Below are 23,257 nucleotides of genomic sequence, written 5' to 3' on the forward strand. Positions count from 1 at the left end.
CGATCGAGATCGTCCCCGTCTCCAGGTTCGTGCCACCCGTGTAGGTGTTGTTGCCGCTCAAGGTGAGCGTGCCGCTGCCCGTCTTCGTCAGAACGCCGATGCCGGACACCACACCCGCATAGGTCCCGTCCGCCGTCTGGTCGAACAGCAGCGTCGCGTTGTTGGTGATGTCGCCCTGCAGGCTCGTCGTGTCGCCCGCGAGCGTGCCCCCGGTGATGATCGTCCCGCCCGTATAGGTGTTCGCTCCCGTCAGCGTCAGCGTGCCGGAGCCAGACTTCGTCAGCGTGCCAGAACCCGAGATCACCGCGGAGTAGGTGCTGTCCGTCGCCTGATCGATCGCAAGCGTGCTGTTGTTGACGATCGTGGCGTCGCCGAGGCTCGCCACCGACGCCTGCAGCGTGCCCGCCGACACCGTGATCATGCCGCTATAGCTGTTCGCTCCCGTCAGAACGAGCGTACCCGCGCCGGACTTCGTCAGACCGCCGCTCCCCGACACGGCGCCCGACAGCGTCAGCGTGTTCGACGAATCAACCGACACCCCGCTCGCCGCAGACACAGCGACATTGCGCGCCGAAGAGAACGTCCCCGTCGCGGACAGCGTGCCGCCCGACAGCGTCACACCCCCGCTCGCGCCCAGATTGTTGTCCGCAGACACCGACAACGTGCCGCCGGACACCGTCGTCCCGCCCGTGTACGTGTTCGCGCCCGACAGAACCTGCGTCCCGCCGGACAGCGTCAGCGAGCCGGTGCCGCCGATCACACCCTCGAAGGAGTTCGCCGCAGCCGTCAGCGTCAGACCCTTGCTACCCAGCGTCACCGTGCCGGCGCCGGTGAGGCTCTTGATCGACGCGCCCGCCGTCGCCCCGCTGATGTCGAACGTCCCGCTCACCGCCACCAAGCTCGAAGCCGCGATCGAACCCGTCCCGGACAACGCCAGCGTCGCACCAGACGAGACCGCTGTCGAACTGGTGTACGTGTTCGCGCCGGACAGCGTCTCGCTGCCCCCGACCACTACCAGCGAGCCCGTGCCGCCGATCACGCCGGAGAACGTGCCCGTCGCAGCCGTCAGCAGCAGCGTCTGGGGCCCCAGCGTCACCGAGCCCGAGCCTGAGAGGCTCGCGATCCACACCCCCCTCGTCATCCCGCTGATGTCGAACGTGCCCGTCGCCGTCACCATGCTCGACGACTCGATCGCACCCGTTCCGGAGAGCGCAAGCGTCGCGCCAGACGAGATCGTGGTCGAGCCGGTGTATGTGCTCACACCCGACAGAACCTGCGTCCCGCCGGACACCGTCACCGAGCCCGTGCCGTCGATCGCGCCCGAGAACGTGCCCGTGGCAGCCGTCAGCGTCAGTGCCTGAGACCCCAGCGTCACCGTGCCGGCACCCGCCAGGCTCGTGATCGAGGCGCCGCTCGTGGTCCCGCTGATGTCGAACGTGCCCGTCGCCGTCACACCGCTTGACGAGGCGATCGAACCCGTCCCAGACAGCGCCAGCGTCGCGCCGGACGAGATCGTGGTCCCGCCGGTGTACGTGTTCACACCGGACAGCGTCTGGGTCCCGGTTCCCGACTGCGTCAGCGAAGCCGCGCCCGAGATCACACCCGAGAACGTGCCCGTCCCCGCCGTCAGCGTCAGCGCCTTGCCGCCGAGCGTCACCGAACCGGCACCCGCCAGGCTCGCGATCGAGGCGCCGCTCGTGGTCCCGCTGATGTCGAACGTGCCCGTCGCCGTAACACCGCTCGACGAGGCGATCGAACCCGTCCCCGAAAGCGCCAGCGTCGCGCCGGACGAGACTGTGGTTCCGCCGGTGTACGTGTTCGCGCCGGACAGAACCTGCGTCCCGGTCCCGGACTGCGTCAGCGAGCCCGCGCCCGAGATCACGCCCGAGAACGTGCCCGTCCCCGCCGTCAGCGTCAGCGCCTTGCCGCCAAGCGTCACCGAACCGGCACCCGCAAGGCTCTTGATCGAGGCCCCGCTCGTCGTCCCGCTGATATCGAACGTACCCGTCGCCGTCACAAGGCTGGAGGTCGCGATAGAACCCGTCCCGGACAGCGCGAGCGTCGCGCCAGACGAGACCGTGGTCGCCCCCGTGTACGTGTTCACGCCGGACAGCGCCTGCGTCCCGGTCCCGGACTGCGTCAGCGAGCCCGCGCCGCCGATCACGCCCGAGAACGTGCCCGTCCCCGCCGTCAGCGTCAGCGCCTGAGACCCCAGCGTCACCGAACCGGCACCCGCCAGGCTCGCGATCGACGCACCGCTCGTGGTCCCGCTGATGTCGAACGTGCCCGCCGCCGTCACAAGGCTGGAGGTCGCGATCGAACCCGTCCCAGACAGCGCGAGCGTCGCGCCAGACGACACCGTGGTCGCCCCCGTGTACGTGTTCACGCCCGACAGCGTCTGCGTCCCGGTCCCGGACTGCGTCAGCGAGCCCGTGCCCGAGATCACGCCGGAGAACGTACCCGTCCCCGCCGTCAGCGTCAGCGCCTGAGACCCCAGCGTCACCGCGCCCGAGCCCGCCAGGCTCGCGATCGAGGCCCCGCTCGTCGTCCCGCTGATGTCGAACGTACCCGTCGCCGCCACAAGGCTGGAGGTCGCGATCGAACCCGTCCCAGACAACGCGAGCGTCGCGCCGGACGAGACCGTCGTCCCGCCCGTGTACGTGTTCACGCCAGACAGCGTCTGCGTCCCGGTCCCGGACTGCGTCAGCGAGCCCGTGCCGCCGATCACGCCCGAGAACGTGCCCGTCCCCGCCGTCAACGTCAGCGCCTGAGACCCCAGCGCCACCGAACCGGCACCCGCCAGGCTCTTGATCGAGGCCCCGCTCGTGGTCCCGCTGATGTCGAACGTGCCCGCCGCCGTCAAACCGCTCGACGTCGCAATCGAACCCGTCCCCGACAGCGCGAGCGTCGCGCCGGACGACACCGTCGTCCCACCGGTGTACGTGTTCGCGCCGGACAGAGTCTCGGTGCCGCCGGACAGCGTCAACGCGCCCGTGCCGGAGATCGCGCCCGAGAACGTGTCCGTCCCCGCCGTCAGTGTCAGCGCCTGAGACCCCAGCGTCACCGAACCGGCACCCGCCAGGCTCGCGATCGACGCACCGCTCGTCGTGGCGCTGATGTCGAACGTCGCCCCCGTGGATGCGGTCACGCTCGCATTCGCGATCGAACCCGCCCCCGTCAACGCCAGCGTGCCCGCCGAGATCGTCGCCCGGCCTGCGTAACCATTGCTGCCGCTGGACAGCGTGAGCGTACCGCTCCCCACCTTCGTCAGAGCGCCAGCGCCGCCCAGGCCCCCCGCCAGCGTCACCGTGCTCGACCGGGTATCGAGCGTGCTCGCCGCAGAGACGGTGACGGCCCGCGTCGTGGTGAAGCTCCCGCTCGCCGCCAGCGTCCCGCCGTTGAGCGTCAGCCCACCGCTCGCAGCCCCCAGATTATCGGTGTTAGACACGACAAGCGCACCGCCGGAGATCACCGTCCCGCCTGAGTAGGTGTTGGCCCCGGTGATATAGAAATTACCCGATCCGCTCACCGCAACGGAGCCCGTTCCCGAGATCGTATTGGCAATCGTGGACGAGCTGCTTCCAATAAATACGATGGCGCTATTGTCGATGACGTTGCCGCCGCCGATCCGATAAACCTGAAGCGTACCGGCCGAAATGGTCAGGTCACCGGAAAGGGAGTACAATCCGGAGAGCGTCAGCGTTCCCGAACCCGTCTTCGTGAACGTGCCGGAGCCACTGATTTCGCCCGCATAGTCGCCATCGGTGGTTTGATTGAAGATCACCGCGCCGTTGTTGACGAGCGCTCCGGCAAGGGTCTGCGAGGAGGCCTGCAACGTGCCCGCAGAGACCGTAAGCTGCCCATTGAAGGTGCTCGGCCCGGCCAGAATGAGCGTGCCCGTCCCGAGCTTCGTCAGCGCCCCCACGCCGGTCACCTGAGCCGTCTGCGTCAGTGTATAAGAGCCGACGTCGATGGTACTTGCGGTGTTGACATCAATGGAATGGGTCGAGCTGAAGCTCGACGCCACCTTCAATGTTCCGCCTTGAAGAACGATGGCACCCGGGCCCAGGTTGGCGTCGCCCGAGACAATGAGGGTCCCACCCGAGATCGTCGTGGCGCCGGCATACGTGTTGGTGCCCGACAATGTCAGCGTGCCGCCGGACAGGGTCAGAGAGCCCCCGCCGACGATCACGCCGGAGAAGGTTCCGGTCGCTGCGGTGATCGTCAGACTTTTGGATATGCCGACCGTGCCCGCACCGGTAAGGTCAACAATTGTGGCCCCTGTCGTGTAATCGGCTTGCGAGAATGTGGCCCCGGCCGCGACAGCGACGCCGCTCGACGACGCGATCGAACCCGTTCCCGAAAGCGCAAGCGTGCCGGAAGAGATCGTCGTCGAACCCGTGTACGTGTTCGTGCCGGACAGCGTCAGCTTGCCGGAGCCCGATACCACCAGAATGCCGGCACCCGAGACGACGCCCGAGAGGGTCAGCGTGTCGCTCGCATTGTTGACCCTAATGGTGTTGGTCGTCGCGGTCGCCAGTGTGACCGCCCGCGAAGACGTGAAGCTCCCGCCGACACCAAGCGTGCCGCTGGAGAGCGTCAAACCGCCGCTCGCATCACCCAGATTGGCGTCCGCCTGGACGTTCAGGACGCCTCCGGCCAATATCGTCGTTCCGCCAGAATAGGTGTTCGTGCCGTAGAATGCCTGGCTAGAGCCGCCGCCGACAATCACCACGGCACCGGTGCCCGAGATCACACCGCTATAGGTGGTTGACGCCGGGGCCGAAAGTGTCAGCGTCTGAGAGCCCAATTTCACTGCAGTGGTGGCGTTGCCGGTGATCCACTTAACCGACGTGCCATTCGTCGCCCCACTGATGTCGAGCACACCATTCAGGGAGAGCTGCACACCGGAGCCTGCAATCGAACCTGAGCCCGCCAAGGCCAGCGTGCTGTTGCCCGAGATCGTCGTAAGGCCCGTATATGTGTTGGCGCCAGTCAAGGTCGCCGTACCGCCCGACACGGTCAATCCGCCTGCGCCCGAAATCACGCCGGCGAACGTGTCGTTCGCAACCTGCAGCTCCAAGCTCAGTCCGGTATTGCCCAGCGTCACCGCGCCCGACCCGGCCAGGCTCCTGATCGAAGCGCTTCCCGTCACGCCGCTGATGTCGAACGTGCCGCCCGTGGAAACCGTCACGACATTCGACGTCGTGATCGAGCCCGTCAGTGCCAGCGTGGCACCGGACGAGATCGTCGTCGCGCCCGTATACGTGTTCGCGCCCGACAGCGTCAGCGTGCCGCCGGACACGGTCAGAGAGCCGCCGCCCGAGCCGCGGATCGCGCCGGAGAACGTGCCCGCCGCAGCCGTCAGCGTCAGACCCTGAGTCCCCAGCGTCACCGTGCCGGCGCCCGTCAGGCTCGCGATAGACGCGCCGCTCGTCGTCCCGCTGATGTCGAACGTCGCCCCCGTCGCCACCGTCACAAGGCTCGACGCCGCGATCGATCCCGTCCCGGACAACGCCAGCGTGCCGGACGAGATCGACGTAGACCCCGTGTACGTGTTCGCGCCCGACAGCGTCAGCGTGCCAGGGCCCGACATCACCAGAGTGCCGGAGCCGGACAGGACACCCGAAAGCCCCAGGGTGTCGCCCGCATTGGCGACGCTCACCGTGCTCGTCGTCCCGCTCGTCAGCGTGATCGCCCGCGTCGACGTGAAGCCCGCCGTCGTCAGCAGAGTGCCGCCCGACAGCGTCAGCGTCCCGCTGCTCGCGCCGATGTTCGCGTCCTGCGAGATCGAAAGCGTGCCCTCCTGAAGGATCGTGCCGCCGGAATAGGTGTTCGTGCCGGTGAGGATGAGCGTGCCCCCGCCGGTCTTCAGCACATCGCCCGGCTGGCTGCCGTCGCTGATCGTGCTCGCGACGGTGACGGTGTCTCCGGTCGCGACATCGAAGGTCGGGTCGCCGGACAGCACGATCGGATTGGAGATGACGAGGCCATCGCTCGCGAAGCTGAGGGCGGTGCCTTCGCTCATCGAGAGCGTGCCGGTGCCGAGCGCGTTGTTCGAGCCGACCCCGATCGTGCCCGCGGTCAGATTGATCCCGCCGGAATTGGTGTTGTCGCCAGAAAGGGTGAGAGTGCCGGCGCCGTTCTTGGTAAGCACCCCCGATCCGCTGAGGACGCCGGACAGCGTGACGGCGTTCGATCCGATGTCGAGCGTGCTCGCCGACGAGATCACCACGGAACGTGCCGAGTTCGCAGCCGCCGTCACGGCGAGCGTGCCGCCCGCGAGGGTGACGCCGCCGCTCGCATCGCCCAGGTTGGCGTCCGACGAGATCGAGAGGATGCCGCCCGAGACCGTCGTGCCGCCGGTGTACGTGTTCGCGCCGGACAGCGTCAGCGTGCCAGAGCCGGATTGCACCACCGATCCGGTGCCGCTCAGGACCGACGTGTAGGTGAGATCGGAACTCAGATCGAAGTCGAGGGTGCCGCTGTTGGCGATCGGCCCCGCGAGCGAGCCGCCGTCCCCGAACTGCAGCGTGGCGCCCGAGATCGTCGTCGTGCCCGTGAACGTGTTCGCGCCGGTCAGGATCACCGTCCCGCCGCCCGAAACCGTCAGCGATCCGCTCCCGGAGATCACGCCGGCATAGGTGCCGGACGTCGCCTGATCGAAGACGACAGCGCTGTTGTTCACGATCGAGCCGGAGAGGCCCGAGGTCGTGCCCTGCAAGGTGCCCGCGGACACCGTGATCGTGCCGCCGTAGGTGTTCGCGCCCGACAGAATCAACGTGCCGGAACCCGCCTTCGTCAGCGCACCGGTTCCCGAGACCACGCCGGACAGGGTCACGGTGTTCGAACCGACGTTGACGGCACTTGCCGACGACACCACGATGCCGCGCGCCGACGTGAAACCGGACGAAGCGGCGAGCGTGCCGCCCGAGAGCGTCAGGCCTCCGCTTGCGTTGCCGAGATTCGCATCCGACGACACCGAGAGCGTCCCGTGCGACACCGTGGTGCCGCCGGAATAGGTGTTGCTGCCGGACAGCGTCAGCGTGCCGGAGCCCACCTGCGCCACCGAGCCGGTTCCAGACAGAACGGACGAATAGGTGAGATCGGAACTCAGGTTGAAGGCGAGGGTGCCGCTGTTGGCGATCGGACCCGCGAGCGAGCCGCCGTTCCCGAATTGCAGCGTCGCGCCGGACGAGATCGTCGTCGTGCCCGTGAAGGTGTTGGCCCCGGTCAGGGTGACGGTGCCGGTGCCAGACACCGTCAGCGAGCCCGTCCCGGAGATAGCACCGGCATAGGTGCCGGTGGCCGTCTGATTGAAGATGACGGCACCGTTGTTGACGATCGAACCGGTGAGGCTCGACGTCGTGCCCTGCAAGGTGCCCGCGGACACGGTGATCGTGCCGCTATACGTGCTCGACCCCGACAGAACGAGCGTGCCCGTGCCGACCTTTGTCAGCCCGCCAGCGCCAGAGACCGCGCCGGACAATGTCAGGGTGTTCGCCGATGTATTTATCGTGCTCGCAGCCGAGACCGCGACGGCACGAGCCATCGTGAACGTTGAGCCTGCGGCGAGGGTACCGCCGTTGAGTGTCAAGCCACCGCTTGCATCGCCCAGATTCGCGTCCGCCGACACTGACAACGTGCCGCCGGTGACGGTCGTGCCGCCCGTATAAGTGTTCGTCCCGGAGAGCGTCTCGCTGCCGCCCGACAGCGTGAGAGACCCCAACCCGGAGATCACGCCGGAGAAGGTGCCGGTGGCGGCCGTGAGCGTCAGATTCTTGCTGCCGAGGACCACAGTCCCCGCCCCAGCAAGGCTCTGGATCGAGGCTCCGCTCGTTGTCCCGCTGATGTCGAACGCGCCCGTTGCCGTCACACCGCTCGAGGTCGCGATCGAACCCGTCCCGGACAGGGCGAGCGTCGTTCCGGACGAAACCGTCGTCCCGCCGGTGTACGTGTTCGCACCCGACAGCGTCAGCGTGCCCGTCCCCGACGCAACCAGGGCGCCGGAGCCGGAGACCACGCCGGAAAGGGCCAGAGCGTTGGCCGGGGCCACGCTCACCGTGCTCGACGTCGCGGCCGCAAGCGTCACGCCACGCGAAGACGTGAAGCCCGACGAGGCGAGCAGCGTTCCGCCGGACAGCGTCACGCCGCCGCCCGCGTTGCCCAGGTTGTTATCCGCGGACACCGACAGCGTGCCGGCGGAAACGATCGTTCCGCCGCTATACGTGTTGGTGTTCGACAGGACCAGCGTACCGGCGTTCGTCTTCGTCAGCGCCCCGGCACCCGAAACGACACCGGACAGCGTCAGCGTGCTCGACGCGGCAACGTCGATCGAACTCGCGGCGGACACAGCGACCGTCCGGGCGGACGCGAACGTCGCCGTCGCGGCAAGCGTACCGCCGGACAGCGTCACGCCGCCGCTCGCACCCAGATTGTTATCCGCCGACACGGAGAGCGTGCCCGCGGAGACCGTCGTCCCACCGGTATATGTATTCACACCGGACAGTGTCAGCGTGCCGGTATTCTTCTTCGTCAGCGCCCCGGAACCCGAGACGACGCCCGACAGCGTCAGCGTGCTCGATGCCGCGACGTCGATGGCGCTCGCCGCAGACATGACCACCGCCCGGCTCGACGATATCGTCGCCGTCGTCGCGAGCGTGCCGCCATTCAGTTTCAGATTGCTGCTTGCATCCCCAAGGTTGCTGTCTGCGGATACGGAAAGCGTGCCCGCCGAAATCGTCGTCGCACCGGTGTAGGTATTGGTACCGCTCAGCGTGACCGTGCCCGTGCCCAGGACGGTGAGCGCGCCAGTGCCGGAAATCGCCCCGGCGTAGGTTCCGTTCGAGGTCTGATTGAAGTTCAGATAGCCATAATTGACAATCGACCCGGCCGTAATGCTGGTGGTCGTACCCTCCACCGTGCCGTTGACGAGCGAAAGCTTACCGGAATAGGTGTTGTTCGTCCCTGTAATGGTGACCTTGCCGGCACCTGCGATACTTAAATTACCGCTACCGGAGATTTGTCCCGAGAGCGTCAGCGCGTTGGTCCCCTGGGAGATCACGCTCGCGAGGGACACAATGATATTGCGGCTGGAACTTATATCGGCGGTTGTTTGCAGAGTGCCGCCATTGAGCTTCAGCGCGCTGCTAGTGGCGCCGAGATTGTTGTCGCTCGCGACTGAGATCGTACCGGCCGTGATGGTAATTCCGCTTGTGTTCGAATTTGAACCCGAGAGGACCAGCGTGCCGTCACCGGTCTTCGTCAACAACCCCGAACCACTGACAGTACCGCTCAATGTCCAGGTCGTACCAGACAGGACATTAACGACCGACCCGCCGTTGACAGCGAATAGATTTCGCGACGACGAGAATGTCGCCGTCGTATAAAGGCTATCGTACAATTGAACTGGTGTACTGGCATCTCCGAGATTCGCGTCGCTGGAGACCGAAATCCCCCCCGATGTAATCGTCGTTGCGTTGGCATATGTATTATTGCCGGAAAGCGTCAGGATGCCCGATCCCTGCTTAAAGACACCGCCTTGACCCGAGATGACACCGGAGTAGGTTCCGTTAAAATCCTGTTTAAATACAACAGCCGAACTATTGTTAATTGAGCCAAGTATACTTGACGACGTGCCCTGCAGCGTGCCCGCCGACACCGTGATCGTGCCGTTGTAGGTGTTCGCGCCGGATAGAACCAGAGTTCCGGTGCCTGCCTTCGTGAGGGTCCCGGTCCCGGACACGACGCCCGTCCACGTCAGCGTGTTCGTGCCGACATCGATCGTCCTCGTGACAGCGTTGGAACTGATCGTGAGGTTCCGCGCGGACGAGAATGTCGCACCCGCCTTCAACGTCCCTCCCGATAAGGTCACGGCCCCGCTTGCGGCACCGAGATTATTGTCGTTTGAAACAACAAGTGTGGCTCCGATGGGAGAGAAAATCGTCGTTCCACCAGAATACAGGTTGGTCGCATTCAGCGTTACTGTTCCGCTGCCGGCCACAGTCACACCGCCGGTCCCACCGAGAGGGGACGAAATCGTCACAGATGAGCCGTTTACAGGATAAAAAGTAACACCGCCGGAGGAGACGACGGCCGTGCTCGCGCTGAATCCGGAGAGATAATTACTCTGATCCGCTTCGATAAGAAACGTCCCTCCGAGATTGAGGAGCGCCGTTCCCGAATTATTCACGATCTGGGAAACAATTACATTTCCACTGGACGTATTTGTAAATGTATTCGACGCGCTCGTATATGAACTGTCGCCCAGATAAAGCACACCGGCCGCTGTTACCTGCGCATTGTTTACAACCGTGCCGGATCCACCCCCGCGGCCCAACTGAATGTAGCCCAGAGCGTTCATGGTATTTGTAGTTTGATCGCCACTTATCGTGACCGATCCTGTCGCCCCGACGCCATCACCTATGAAAATGTTAGTCGCGGAGAAGCCGCCGGCCGCTGAAATGGTGACGGTACCGCTCGCCGTCGACGTCGACGATGACGTGCGACCGATAAAGGCATCTCCGGCCGAAGCGGTAACACCACCGCCGGAGAAGGTGGCCGTCCCCGTCACCGCCCCCTGTGCCCGGACGTTGTAGCCGACATACAGCGACCCCGTCAGAAAGAGCTTGCCGCCAGTATAACTCGTTACGGAGCCGGAGGCGGAGTTGCTCGATCCACTGGCTGTCAGATATCCCACGAACAGATCGATGGCATTCCAGTTAGCCAATCCCGAGTAGCTCGGGTTTGTCGCCTGCAAGATGAGTTTGCCGGTAGACGAGGACGTGGTGCCGGAACCGACATAAATGGAGGTCAAGCCATTCGGCGTCGCGCCCGTCGTCGCGTTGATCGTCAGCGTTCCCGTCGGCGAAATCGAGAGAGCGCCCACAGGATCGGGGATGTCGCTTTGGACAGACCATGTCGTCGCGTTGCTGATCAACGTATCCGCGCGCGCCGACGGCATCGCCGTGACCATCGCGCTGACGGACGCCGCGCACATCAGAGCCGCGACGGCGGCACCCCGCGGACGCCCGGTCAGATGCCTGAACAGATCCCGGTGAGCCAGCCCCTTGATGGCCGGACGTTCGTTAGCCGGGTCCTTGATGGACAGGTCCCCGATGGCCACTTCCGGGCGCCGACGAGTGCCGTTGCGCCGACGGGTGGCGCCTGCAAAACCGCGTGAAATAGCCATCATCATTCATCTCCCGGCACTGTATCCGCAGCCGCTGGCCGCGCCCGCGGTCTCGGCCGTCCGCGCTGCGGTGTCCGGTCCGAGAGCCCACCTCCGGTGATTCCACCTGGAGAGAGAGGCACCTTGCTTGATAGATTTTCGGGGGGGATCGTGGAGTAGGCGGCGACGCCAAAATGGTTGCAAGACACGCCAATCTTGGAATGGCTCACATCTCGCAGAGCGGGCTATCCGCAACAGGTCGAGACGCCCCGGGTCCGCGTGCGGACTCGGTGGCGACGTGACTTGATTTATGTCAATTTTTTATCTGCCTAAACAGGCAACAAGCCATGCGTCCGCGCCGGGTCGACTTGGCTTCACTTACGCAGCGGCACCGATGCCGTGGATTCAACACCGCCGAATGCCGTCGCACCGCCGCCTGGGACGATGACGGCCGCCCGGCACACGCGATCCGGGGATGATGGTCGTCCGTTGCCCCCGGCATGCCGCCAAGGCGCGACAACTGACAGGCCGCCATCGGCACACGCCGAAGACGGAAAGGGCGCTAGGACGGAAGCGGAGGTCGCGCGCCCGTGGACGCGAGACCTCCGCTTTCGACGAAATGGCAGCCGCGGCTGAAGGGCCCGACTGAAGCGGCCGTGCCGGGCGTCGGCCGGGTCGCTGCGATCCGGCCGAGGCGACCGCTCGCGGAGAACGCGCGAGCGGTTCGAAGACCAGCGCGCTCAGGAGCCCTGGGCCAGCGCCTTGACGCGCGCGAGACCGGCGTCGAAGCCCTTCATGGAGATCGAGAGGTCGAGCTTTTGCGTGGAATCAACCGCCTGCGCGGACAGGGCGATCTGCTTCGCGGCCCGCAGGCTCTCCAGCATCGCGCCATCGAGCTTCAGCTGGACAACGCAGCCGGCGGGAACACAGGTCTGGAACGGCAGCGTCGTCGGCAGCCCGGCGTCGCCGACCTTGAAAGAGACGCCCTTGTTGAGATCGAGGCCGAAGGGCATCACGAGAATGCCGGTCGGCGCACCGTCGGTACCGATGGTGACTTCCATGGCGAGGACGCGCTGCTTCGTCTGCGGATCCGCCTGGGTCTGTGACAGGCTGCAGGTCTTGCGTCCATCCGGCAGCACGCAGGCCACCGTCCAGTCGCCGAACCCTTCCTGCAGCGAGGAAGCACCGCCGGGGAGAAGCGTGCCGTCCTTGTGGGTCGGATCGCCCTTGGTGGCGGACTGCACCGCAGGGAGCCTGGACCTCTGCGGCGCCGCCGGCGTCGTCGACGCATCGGTGGTCTGCGCTGTGGCGGGAAGGACGGCGGCGGCGGCGCAGATCAGCGACGTGACCGCGATGGCGCGAGAGATGTATTTCATTTTAGGTCCTGTTCTGTGACATGAATGGGGAGCCGCCCCGGACGAGGCGGGGGCAAAGTCCGGGGCGGCCTTTCCTCCTCAGGATGTGCAGGAGACCTGAGGAGGCGGGGCCGAGTGAACAGCCCCTATCCCGCTCCTGCTGGAGGAGGGGATTCGGAAAACACGCTTCATTCGAAAGCTCCGATCAGAGCGACCCTCTCGCCACTGCCGATGGAGCATCCGGCCTGGGTTGTGCGTCATGACCGGGCCTTACCTGGGACCGACCGGCCCGGGCGCGTGACGCGTCCCGGCTCATATGCGCGTTTCCTTACACTCACTGTGAAAAGAACGCCGCCTCTCTGAGGAGCCATTCGGCCGCCCGGATCGGATGAGCTTCCTCACCAGGCGCGCATGGCTACTTCATAAGCGTCCGCGACTCGCCGCGAAGTAGGAAGTTCCGCCAAATTGGTTGCCAAACACGCCAAACTCGATGCATCCCACTCATCTCAAGGATCCCGGTCGTCGGGGTCATCGATCCGCGGGCCTTAACCATCGACATACTGGTATGCATCCGCCTCAAGTTCGCGAATCTGCCGTGCGCGACGCCATTGACTTGGCGTCATCCCCTCTTGATCGCGAAAGGCTCGGTAGAAAGATTTAGCATCTCGGAACCCGAGGAGGTAGGCGACTTCCTCGACGCCGGTGAAGGGATCCGACAAAAGCTCATGCCCGAGCTCCTGTCTCGCCTCCAGGAGAAGCGCGCGAAAGCTCGTGCCTTCCTCGGTGATCCGTCGCTGCAGCGTGCGCTCGCTGATGCCGAGATCGCGGGCGACCCTCGTGATCCCTGGTCGCCCGCTCGCAAGTGTCCGCTTCAGGACAAACTTGACTTCCTCCCTGATAGAGCGCCTCGCATCGATCTTACCAAGTGAATTCGTCAAGATGGGTGTCAGAATTCCAAGCAGTTCCGGATTATAACTCGAAAATCGCCTGTCCAGGTCCGTCGATTTAAGGATAAGGGCGTTGCGCGACGCCGAAAATCGCACGGAACGGCCGAAATATATCCTGTGCGCCTCGCCATATGGCTCAGGGCGCACGAGATCCACCCGACCGGGGAAAAGGGTCGAACCCGTGCCCCTCCGGCCCAGTTCGAGCAGGGAAGCGAAGCAGACGTCCGCGATGATCGCCGGTTCCGGTACCGTGGCATAGAGCCACTCGGATCTGATCGTGAACTCGCCATCGCTCTCTACGAAACTGAACTGTTCCGGCCTGCACAGGCGCACAAAGCGTGCAACGCGCATAAGCGCATCGCGATAATCAAACGCATAGAAGGGCGAAAGCATTGCCGGCGGGAGCGACGCGGGATCAAGCTCCCGGATCAACAAAATCCCGATCGCCGGATCCTCGGACATCGCCTCGATCGTTTTGAACAACGTGAAGTATTGTTGCGTTGTGATGGTGGCGCAAGCATTGGTATGGAGACCGAAAGGTAGGTGGGCCCGCCGAAGTACGTCGACAGGTGCGAGGCCCACGCGCTCCATCGCCGTCCAGAGCCCCCTCGGTATACGGCATTGATCGGCCATTCACGCGCCTCCAAACGCTCAGATCTGGTGCAAGCGCGAGAGGTTTCGCTCGCTTGGTGAGCTTTTGTTGTTTCTTATCAAGTCACTATGCGACCAGCCGCATATGCGGCTAAAGTCATTTACATTTCAAGATAAGATCATCTAACGATAATGGACGGTGAAATAGCCATCCCTGGCCCAATTCGACGCCCGGAAGAGATGCAAACTGAGCAAGTTGCTCCTCTGTTTCAATTCCCTCGACAATCATTTCCAAGTTTATATCTCGCATCATCCTGGCGACCGCGTCCGCGATTGCGATCGCTTTACTGCCCTTATGCGCAACCTCAACCATGGAACCGTCAAGTTTAACGCCATCTATATCCAGGGTGACGAGTTGCGCGATACCGGAGTAACCAGTCGCGAAGTCGTCGAGAAAGACAGGATGTCCGCTCTTTCGGATACGATCTATGCCTCGCTTCATCAGCGTCAGATCCGCCGATGTCCGCTCCGTAATCTCAAACGCTACGCAGCTGCATGGAATCTTCCGGGTGCGACACACATTCTCGACAGCAATTTGGACTCTGTCATCGAGTAATTCCTGGCTTGATATATTTATGGTCACAAATAAATCCGGCCGATCACGCAACAGCTCTCCAACTTCTCGCGCGATTCTATCCAGGACATACAGAGTTAGCCTGGCAATCATTCCGTATCTCTCAGCAATAGATATGAATAATTCCGGATTTATATGATTGCTATCACCCATCGTCCAACGCGAGAGCGCCTCGAATCCCACGATGCTCCGATCGGAGAGGCGAACGATGGGTTGATACACAAGCGCGATCTCCTCACGCTCCAGAGCGACTCGCAGCGCATGCGCCATCGCATCTTCGCGCACACTCGAAGATGCGATATGTTCGCAGGGTCTGCCGTCTAATGGATGGAGCATGGGGCAGGGATCACGTTTAACCTTGTCTTCAATCATTCTTTCACGGCTGAGTTCTCGACTGTAAAATTCTCATCATCCTTTCGATACGCTGCATCGCAGGTGTGACTTCATAGGAACAATTTTGACGAGGGAAGCGAATTATTCAATATTCCCTCTACTTACATGAGATTTTCATCATAAATCTCATTTTTATTATCACACGGCACGCGGTGATATATATTTCGCATGATACATCTCGGCATGATTGCAGGTCACAGACGTTGTCACCGTGATCGACCCCTGGAAACTAATTTTCATCGTCGGAAATATTCGTGGTGATGCGGAGCTTATCGTCGCCACTAGCCTTAGACTTTCGGAGCATACGATCTGCATATATCACGCCCGTCTACCCCGTTATTTTTCTCAAGCGCGGCGCCCTTGTATCCGTACGATCCACCGAGATCGTGTTACTCGCACGCGGCGCCCCCCAGAGGCGGCTCTATTTATAGATGCATTAAGAACGCTGAGGAGTAGCGATATGCGCCAGCTACGTGGGCGATTGCGCCAAAGACAAGTGGGACCGGATAAGCCCGCGGGACGCATAGATGACGTAGAGAATATAATCTTCACGCCGCCCTCTCACTCCTCTTTCAAGATGAGAGAGAACCTCGCGCATGTATCCGGAATATGGCGGGCCCCATCTACGCTTAGTTTTCAATAGCAGATGGCGGATGCCCTGTAATGCGGACTGTCCAATCCCGTAGCGAACCCGTATCGACCTCGAAGAAGCCAGTCAGATCGTAGCCGCGGGCTGCGCAATCATCGGCACCTTCAATCACAAAGCGTTTTACATGCGTACACATTGACGCCGAGCCACCCCAGGCGCCTTGCGCAACACGATCCGCAGCATAGATGTAATAATAACGCGCCTGGAGCGGGCCGTTCTGAACAACGGCACAACTGCCTGACGAGATATTCCACCAACCCTGTGTTGTCCAGTCGCGGGCTGATTTGTATCCGACCGAAACGTCCAGTGCGTTCTCGGTATTATTACAGACTCTTAGATCTGCCAATGCTGCCTTCACATTGAGAAAGCACAGAATGATCGTTAAAATCGCGAGCTTCAGATATAAAGTTGCCGAGCAATGCACAGCCTTTTCATGCATTCACCGCCTCCGCTTGCATATTAAAATTTGCCCCTCACGAACACGCATCGAGACGAGCGGAGTATATTCGTTTGCTGTATTGAATTGAGGCTCGATGAATGAGCGTAGGGGACGCAGAATCATTGTCCTCCGCCCCCTAAAGATTGCTCGTCAGGCAGCCTTGTCTTTCACCGGAGCCGACGCATCGACCAAGCCCTGCCACGAGAGCTGCGATACGAGGTGAAGAACAATCAGATCCGACCAGCCCTTGCTATGGAATTCGACGAGCACATCGGCGGGCAGCGCGCGGTATGCCTGCTCGTTGACAATGCGGAAGCCGCGGACGTTGGCGCCACTCTCGTCCGCGTAGCGGACCTGCGCGGTCTGCTCAACGAGCAGGCCATTGGCTTCCAGCGCCTCGCCGAACTGCCGCGTCCGCTCGTGATCGACGGCGTATGCCTCGCAAAGAGCCATGGCGCTTCGGCTGACGTCGGTTGCGCCGCCGGCGTCATCGAACAACGCAAGCGCTCCGTCGCGCCCGACTTTTGCGGTTACCCTTTCGCTAGCGACATCAAGGCCAAGCATCAGGGGTACCGCCGCGTCCGGCGCCGCCATTCCGATGAAGGGGTAACGACGCAGATATCCGGGGATGTACGTATCCGCACGCCACTTCCCGTCCGCTTCCACAAACAGGTTGCGGCCAGCGGTCAGCCCAGTCACGGCAAGCGGCATGCTCGAGCCCTCAGTCGCGAACACGATCGGGTAGTGGCGGCCCGCCGCGCCGAACTCGCTCGCTACGAGGGGAATCGCCGTCGCTTCCGCCGCGAACCGAAAGTCCACTTGCGGCTTCACGCCATAGGTAGCGTGATCCTGGAACTGCAGGAGGATGGGTTTCTTATAGAAGAGCGGAAGTGCGTCATCGGCATTGGATGGGTTCTTCATAATAGCCTTTCGCGAGTTTCGACTTCACAAGCGGTCCGCGCCCGTCTGATCGGCACACCGGACCTCTCTTGATAAGGTTCTAAACTATGCTGCATCTGACAAATGCATTATTATACCCGTCGGCATTATTGTATTTGTCTTGCATCAAGAGCTGCCGTCCGCATACTTCGCGTTTGATGCAACCCGCCGTGAACCTGGATTGGTTAATATGCTTGTCCCAGGCCTGGCGGAACGGCATTTCACGTCAACGACGTTGCGGATCACGCCAATCTTACGGCTCCTGCCCCCTCGTTGGCGTTGAGGAGGCAGATGAACTTGGGATGCCGATGGCGCGGCGTGGTCCGTCCGAACGGCGTGCCGGTCTGGACGCTGGTCGAAATAATCGCAGCGTCCTTGCGCCTGCAATCGTGGGGCAGGAGGGGGCGTCGGAGGACCGGCTGCGTGCGGTCGAGGGCCCGGATCTGCGGCCCCCGGTCCAAGCCCAACACCGGGACGGGGCCTCTAGGCTGGTTTCGAGCCCGCCTGGACCGTGGAGCTTATCGGCGAGGGTGCGATGATTGGAGAGCCTGAGCTACTGCCGTTGATCCGGGGCAAGCCATGCCCTTCCAGATCTTCCGCACCGTTGAGACGGTGCACGCGGGGACCCTGGCTGTGGCGCGGTTTGTTCAGCGCGTGGCCCGATGGGGCGGCGGCGCTAACGTCACACGGACCGCAGCCGATGTCTCCTCTCCGGGGAGAGTGCAAGGCTCAGACATTGTGGGCGCGGATGTAGAGGGCGGAGCGAGAGGCAACGCATCGGTAGCTTCACACCACCCCTGAAGGCGTGGGACGACGGGAGCCTTGGACCTGCGGCAGGCCGACAAAATCCTGAGGAAAAGCGCCGGCCGATCACGCCGGACCGAAGCTCCACCGCTGACGGATGTGATCGCGCCATTCGTCGACGATTATCGTGGACAGCTCCAGGGCCGACTCAATCTGCCGAGTTTCGTCGATCGTTCCGTCGGGAAATTCAGCCGACGCCGCTTGTCCATCGATCCCTCGGCGGCACCTCTCCGGTGCGCCGGGACGAAATTTGCGGCGCTCGCGACGTCGCCAATCTGCGCTCTCCCGAGCACCGGGTCCGAACCACTTCCTCGTCTCGGACGTCGCTTATGTCGCGGCAAGGCAGGCTTCGTCTTCGTCCATCGTGATCGACGTTGCGCAGAGCGGATCGCCACTTGCCGATCGATCCGGACGATGTCCATGCGGGTTTCTTAGGTGGTGCGCTTCAGCAGCCGTGCGTGAGCGACAGCGCTGGCCAGCGCGATAGCGTCGCGCATGATCCCGACAGGGATCTTGATATGTCACCATTCGACGCAGCAGAGGCCGTGACGAGGTTGGCATCGAGCGCACGATCGGTGGCTGTGGCGACTCTTATGGACATGCTCTTCTCGAGGCATTCAATGGCCTCGACAAAACCGAACTGATCCATCGACGCGGACAGCCGCAAGTCTTCGAAACCGTGGAGTTCGCGGCATTGACCCGGGTCGACCGGCTCAACCATCGCAGGGCTGGAGCCTATCGACGACATCCCCCCGGCCGAGACCGATGAACGCACTGTGCGGTGCTGGACGAACCAACCCGCAGCCTGACCAAATCAAACGGCCTCCAGTGAACGCCGGGGAGGGGGCGCTTCAAACAGCCTCTAACGCATCGACGTAATAACGACGAGGCTCTCTTATTGTCGCCGTTTCCCGATCAGTGCTTGCCCTTCGGGCGGCCTGCCGCGTTCGCCGCCATTGGTTGGGAGTCATGCCCTCTTGATCACGGAAAGCTCGGTAGAACGACTTAGCATCGCAAAATCCAAGTAGATATGCCGCCTCTTCTACTGTCGTGCTTTGATCTGACAAAAGCTCCCGCGCAAGTTCCTGACGGGCCTCAAATAGTAGGGTTCGGAAACTCGTGCCCTCTTCGGTGATACGCCGCTGTAACGTCCGCTCTCCCATACATAGTTCACGGGCGACGGTCCGAATTGCCGGCCTTCCGCATGCGAAGGTTCCCTTTAGAACGCGTTTTACCTCTTCTCTTAAGGACTTCCGCGCGTGGAGATCACGGAGAGAATTTTCAAGGCCGGGTAATATGATTTTTATCAAATCCGCATTGTAATCCAAGAAGTCCGAATCGAGATCATCTCTATTCAAGACGAGTACGTTCCGAGGTGCGTTAAAATGAACCCGACAGCCGAAGTACACCTCGTGCTGACGATCGCGAGGGGCGTCGCGTTTCAGCTCAACCCTTCGCGGCACGATGTGGCGGCGACTGCCTCTCCTCGCAACTTCCATAAGATAGGAGAAGCTCAAATCAGCCGCTATCGGAGGAACCGATGCAGTCGCGTATATCCACTCTGAACTTATATAGAATTCTCCGCCACTTGTTTCGTATTTCAGATACTCTGGCTGATTGAGTTTCGCGTAATTTCTTACATACGAAAGAGCGTCCCGCAGATTCCGTGCCACAAACGGAATAAAAAGTGCTGCCGGAAAGCCGCTTGTTGTGATTGTTGGAATTAGGGACGTGCCCAATGACGCCCGTCGGCTGAGATCCTCAAGGCCGCGAAGAATCAAGAAGTACTGCCGCGTACTCATGAATAGATCTGTCTCTGCATTGTAACTAAGCGGCAAGTTCGCGTGGCGAAGTAAATCGGCACGATAAACCCCGCAACTCTCAGCCGCGGCCCAAAAAGTGCGATAGATTCGACATAGATCCATGATGGAGCTCCGCCACACGAAACCACGCGATAGCAATGAGATCGCGCTACATCGTGCAACAATGCTTTGCTAGTACAGGCAAGCTACGCATACGCGTTATTCCTGTACGTGCTAGCTAACGCAGAAGATGCTTATTCAACGCTTGCGTGGGCACACAGCCTGATCACAGGCAATCCCATCGTCGAATGCGCATCCCGCGTGCGCTACGATCGTGCATGACGTCCTCAACTAGGTCGCATGACCTATTTGCCGGCGCTTATATGCGCATTGGACGGATTGTCAAGAAAAATACCTCCGTGCGGGTCAAGAATCCGCAAACGATTGTCTCCGGCAGACCGGGGAAGGGGGGCGGGAGTCGCGGCGCCCCCCTGCGATCCAGAATGCGCACTATCTGAAGTCCCAGAACCGCCAGCGTTGCCCAGGCCGCCCTCCAGAGCATGAAATGGCAGCAGGACGCTCGTCCTGATGACGATGGACTTTCCCCGCCAGCTAAAGCGGCGGACGCTGACGGCGATCCGCGACCACCCCGATGGACTCCTGGAAGAAGCGACCGAAGGCGAACTCACGCTTCGGACGGCGATGGCACCGCTCCGCGAGCCAGAGTTCACCCCAAAAACCGCGACACATCGAGATGAGCTCCAGCCCCGCCCACTCGACTCCGGCGCCCAGCCCTCAGTCAGCGACGAGTTGATCCCCCAATTTGCGATTGGGCGCTTCAGTGCCAACGGCGAGCCAGCTCTTCTGCTCTCTGCCCATACAGTCTCGACGAGGCATCCGATCCGAGCCGTCGTCCGGGAGAGGATCGCGCTCGGCTACATACGATGTTTTCGCGCGGGCGCGGGGCTGTTCACCACCCTCGCAAAGGGCCACATCGGTGGCCCTGCCGAGGACAGGCTCGACTGCTTCGTAGAGCCCAAGCCCATTATCTCTTCTTCTAACGCGTCAGCCGGCGGTGTTAGAACGGCGTCCTGATGCCGGCCTGAAGCCATGCCGCGGGCAAACGGGCGACGCGGCTGTCGACGACCCGTCGTCCCGTAAGCAGTCCGCGACTGCATTCTCCGCCACAGCGACGCTGTCACCATCCTCAGCGAGAGCTATCGCCAGCGCGAACAGCGCCATACCGCCGTTGTCGATCATGCCGTCAACGGACAGCAAAAGGTGACAATGATGCCGTTGGACGGCGTATATCAAAGACATCGATAAACTGCGCGTCTAATCCCGCGAAAAAATGATGCGCTCGAGTGTCAATAGCGCTTCATCAGACATAATCTTCGACTCTTTATCAGACGGATTATATGAGTACCAGTACACGATCAGACCATCCAGAAACGCAATGACCTGTAGAGATAAAATTTTTTGTCTCTCATAAGACAAATCTCCGCGCACCGAAGCGATGAACGGCTCAAATATTTCCTCATTGTATCTGTATGTTTGACGCAATATTTGCGATACCTTGACGTCCTGCCGAGCCAGTTTCCAAAGTTCAATGAAGAATCCGGCCGTCTCTGGATTTCTTGCATCTTCGATTAGGTAGCGGAGAATCGCGAATAGGCGGCTCTTGGGATCTAATTCCAGGGACGAAAGAAAGCGTTCGTAGACAGACATATAATCATCTACATAATACGTTATCATCGTCGACAATAAATCTTCGCGCGTCGGAAAAAAATGCTGAAGATGCCCTAAGCTGATGCCACAGCCCTGAGCGACTCGACGCATGGATAACCCGCTGTTTCCCTCCGAAATAAAGAGACGATGGGCTTCCTTGAGAATTACTTCCTTTCTAGAGGGCCCAGATGGGGCTTTCGCTATTCTAGCCAATGGACTGGCCCTCCGTGCTGTTCAGAATGCGAATGAGCAAGGCGATCCTGCGATCCAATCTTAGGTGCGTGTGCCTCAATTGACGTTAGCCTGTCAATCGTCCGTGAATTGGTTGACGAACTTGAATGATAATATCATTCTTTATAACATGGCATCCATGGAAGTTCCCGTTGGAGCGTACAAACGACGATTATGGCGGCGATTTATCATGGTTGACAACACCGAGTGGACGAGCATTTTCACTATGCAAGAAAGGACAAATCTAACGGATTTATATTTAGAACCGTTTCAACTTTATTATTAAGATTTTATTTTCATTTGTAATTAATATTCAGCAGATATGAAATTCGGAATTGGCGGAGGGGGAGCGTGAGTACGCGCGCATATGTTAGCGGCGATTTTATAGGGGTGCACGGATATGACTTATTTGAATTACAATTCATTGTAATATTATCTCGCATAACGTCAGATATCGATATAACTGACGTTAACAATTCAAGCGAGAAGGGCAAAATTTTAGTACGATCTGTATTAGGTGCGCGCGCTAAATTCGTCAGTGCACGGGTCTTTCAGCTCTTCTTTCGTCTTGTTTCGCTGCAGTCCTTAGAAGCCGATCTGAGTTCGGAAGAACTTGGCGTTTTAAGAGCCGCCTGCAAGGCATATCCGGCCGATTTTCAATCGGTACGACACATATTCGCGAGCTCACATAGGCGCTCGCTCCTGAAGATGGTTTACATCACGAATGACGGCAGGGTCCTTGTTGGACACCAGAAAAGGCCGAAAAGAGACGAGATCGCCTTAATTGATAAATCAATATCTCTGCTTAATATTGACGGATGTCTGGCTGTCGCAAACGCACCTCATTGTAGGGCAGCGTTCGCCGATCTTATTCATAGTCATGGATGCGAATATGTACTAGCAATAAAAGCCAATAATCCAGATCTATATTACGAGTCAATCAGGCGATTCGCACGTATTGATGACATACCGACATATGGCAGACGATTACAAATACCGAATTTTCGTGAGGATGATTTCACATTTATTAATGCGGAGAATATCGATTTTCCGGGCATCGCCGCTCTTGGGTGTCTGGTGATACGGCAGCGAGACATGAGTGAAAACTCTCCCGCGAAGAGATTTTTTGCCCTTTCTGCTGCTTTTACTTCGGAGAGAATGCTTGAGATTGCCGCAATTCATCGAAGGATTGAAGCAGGCTCGTATTGGATCGTCGAGATCATAGTTGATGAACGGCGATTGTTTTCTCCGTTTGCTTAAGAGGACGCCACGTCTGAACCATCTAATCTGGCGGCCTAACCATCCGCACAGACGCATGCGCCGTCCAGCCTGACCCCCATCAGGCGGACAACCGCGAGGCGCGTAACTGGCCTTATGGAACATAAGCGGGGGGGGCGATCCGATGGACTCATCAGATCGGCAAGAAATCGCTGGGGATTCAAAAGCTTGAACATATCCTTGTCGCGCAGGTCGAGTCGATCTGAACGGGTTATGCGCTACCGCCAAGGCATTCGCATCGGGCTTGTGCCTGCATCATCGGAAGCCACCGCCCATCCGGTGACGGTCGCCGCTCTC

Annotated in this window: 10 protein-coding genes and 1 pseudogene; 2 read left to right on the forward strand and 9 right to left on the reverse strand. The window is 60.9% G+C overall.

The genetic code is table 11. The annotated features are described in order from the left end of the window. The 8 genes and pseudogenes from BUF17_RS22795 to BUF17_RS21630 form a co-directional block, all read right to left on the reverse strand. A partial coding sequence (locus BUF17_RS22795) for a beta strand repeat-containing protein (protein ID WP_073632700.1) occupies positions 1 to 9,268 on the reverse strand: 9,268 nt, incomplete at its 3' end. 189 nt (positions 9,269 to 9,457) lie between these two features. Beyond that, a pseudogene (locus tag BUF17_RS23525) lies at positions 9,458 to 11,197 on the reverse strand (autotransporter outer membrane beta-barrel domain-containing protein); the annotation flags it as partial. Between the two features lie 713 nt (positions 11,198 to 11,910). Beyond that, complete coding sequence (locus BUF17_RS21600; protein WP_073632704.1) at positions 11,911 to 12,546, reverse strand: invasion associated locus B family protein; 636 nt, start codon at positions 12,544 to 12,546, stop codon at positions 11,911 to 11,913. Positions 12,547 to 13,070: 524 nt separating this feature from the next. Beyond that, the gene (locus BUF17_RS21605) at positions 13,071 to 14,105 is read right to left on the reverse strand and encodes an AraC family transcriptional regulator (RefSeq protein ID WP_073632706.1); all 1,035 of its coding nucleotides are present in this window, start codon (positions 14,103 to 14,105) and stop codon (positions 13,071 to 13,073) included. A 115-nt stretch (positions 14,106 to 14,220) separates the two neighbouring features. Next, entirely contained in the window at positions 14,221 to 15,069 is an 849-nt protein-coding gene (locus BUF17_RS21610) for an EAL domain-containing protein (RefSeq protein WP_084565088.1), read from the reverse strand. A 650-nt stretch (positions 15,070 to 15,719) separates the two neighbouring features. Then, the gene (locus tag BUF17_RS21615; protein WP_073632710.1) at positions 15,720 to 16,178 is read right to left on the reverse strand and encodes a DUF1036 domain-containing protein; all 459 of its coding nucleotides are present in this window, start codon (positions 16,176 to 16,178) and stop codon (positions 15,720 to 15,722) included. 150 nt (positions 16,179 to 16,328) lie between these two features. Next, positions 16,329 to 17,099 (reverse strand): SapC family protein, encoded by a 771-nt coding sequence (locus BUF17_RS21620; protein ID WP_073632712.1) that lies wholly within the window; start codon positions 17,097 to 17,099, stop codon positions 16,329 to 16,331. A 1,673-nt stretch (positions 17,100 to 18,772) separates the two neighbouring features. Then, positions 18,773 to 19,846 carry an AraC family transcriptional regulator gene (locus BUF17_RS21630; RefSeq protein WP_073632716.1) on the reverse strand — a complete coding sequence of 358 codons (1,074 nt, stop codon included), beginning with the start codon at positions 19,844 to 19,846 and terminating at the stop codon, positions 18,773 to 18,775. A gap of 465 nt (positions 19,847 to 20,311) precedes the next feature. Here BUF17_RS21630 and BUF17_RS21635 point away from each other — a divergent pair, with 465 nt between their 5' ends. Further along, positions 20,312 to 20,818 (forward strand): hypothetical protein, encoded by a 507-nt coding sequence (locus BUF17_RS21635; RefSeq protein ID WP_073632718.1) that lies wholly within the window; start codon positions 20,312 to 20,314, stop codon positions 20,816 to 20,818. Between the two features lie 240 nt (positions 20,819 to 21,058). Here BUF17_RS21635 and BUF17_RS21640 read toward each other — a convergent pair whose 3' ends face one another. Continuing rightward, on the reverse strand, positions 21,059 to 21,664 hold the full coding sequence (locus BUF17_RS21640; RefSeq protein WP_073632720.1) for a TetR/AcrR family transcriptional regulator: 606 nt from the start codon (positions 21,662 to 21,664) through the stop codon (positions 21,059 to 21,061). A 369-nt stretch (positions 21,665 to 22,033) separates the two neighbouring features. Between BUF17_RS21640 and BUF17_RS22800 the strand changes: the two genes are divergently transcribed. Beyond that, positions 22,034 to 22,942 carry a hypothetical protein gene (locus BUF17_RS22800; protein WP_139282639.1) on the forward strand — a complete coding sequence of 303 codons (909 nt, stop codon included), beginning with the start codon at positions 22,034 to 22,036 and terminating at the stop codon, positions 22,940 to 22,942. Positions 22,943 to 23,257 lie beyond the last annotated feature (315 nt).

The organism is Pseudoxanthobacter soli DSM 19599 (assembly GCF_900148505.1).
In the GTDB taxonomy this organism is placed as follows: domain Bacteria; phylum Pseudomonadota; class Alphaproteobacteria; order Rhizobiales; family Segnochrobactraceae; genus Pseudoxanthobacter; species Pseudoxanthobacter soli.

Excerpts from the sequence above, each read along its gene's own strand:
- BUF17_RS21605 (WP_073632706.1), bottom strand. The coding sequence starts at position 14,105 with ATGGCCGATCAATGCCGTATACCGAGGGGGCTCTGGACGGCGATGGAG.
- BUF17_RS21615 (WP_073632710.1), bottom strand. The coding sequence starts at position 16,178 with ATGCATGAAAAGGCTGTGCATTGCTCGGCAACTTTATATCTGAAGCTC.
- BUF17_RS21630 (WP_073632716.1), bottom strand. The coding sequence starts at position 19,846 with ATGGATCTATGTCGAATCTATCGCACTTTTTGGGCCGCGGCTGAGAGT.
- BUF17_RS21620 (WP_073632712.1), bottom strand. The coding sequence starts at position 17,099 with ATGAAGAACCCATCCAATGCCGATGACGCACTTCCGCTCTTCTATAAG.
- BUF17_RS21635 (WP_073632718.1), top strand. The coding sequence starts at position 20,312 with ATGACGATGGACTTTCCCCGCCAGCTAAAGCGGCGGACGCTGACGGCG.
- BUF17_RS21610 (WP_084565088.1), bottom strand. The coding sequence starts at position 15,069 with ATGATTGAAGACAAGGTTAAACGTGATCCCTGCCCCATGCTCCATCCA.
- BUF17_RS21600 (WP_073632704.1), bottom strand. The coding sequence starts at position 12,546 with ATGAAATACATCTCTCGCGCCATCGCGGTCACGTCGCTGATCTGCGCC.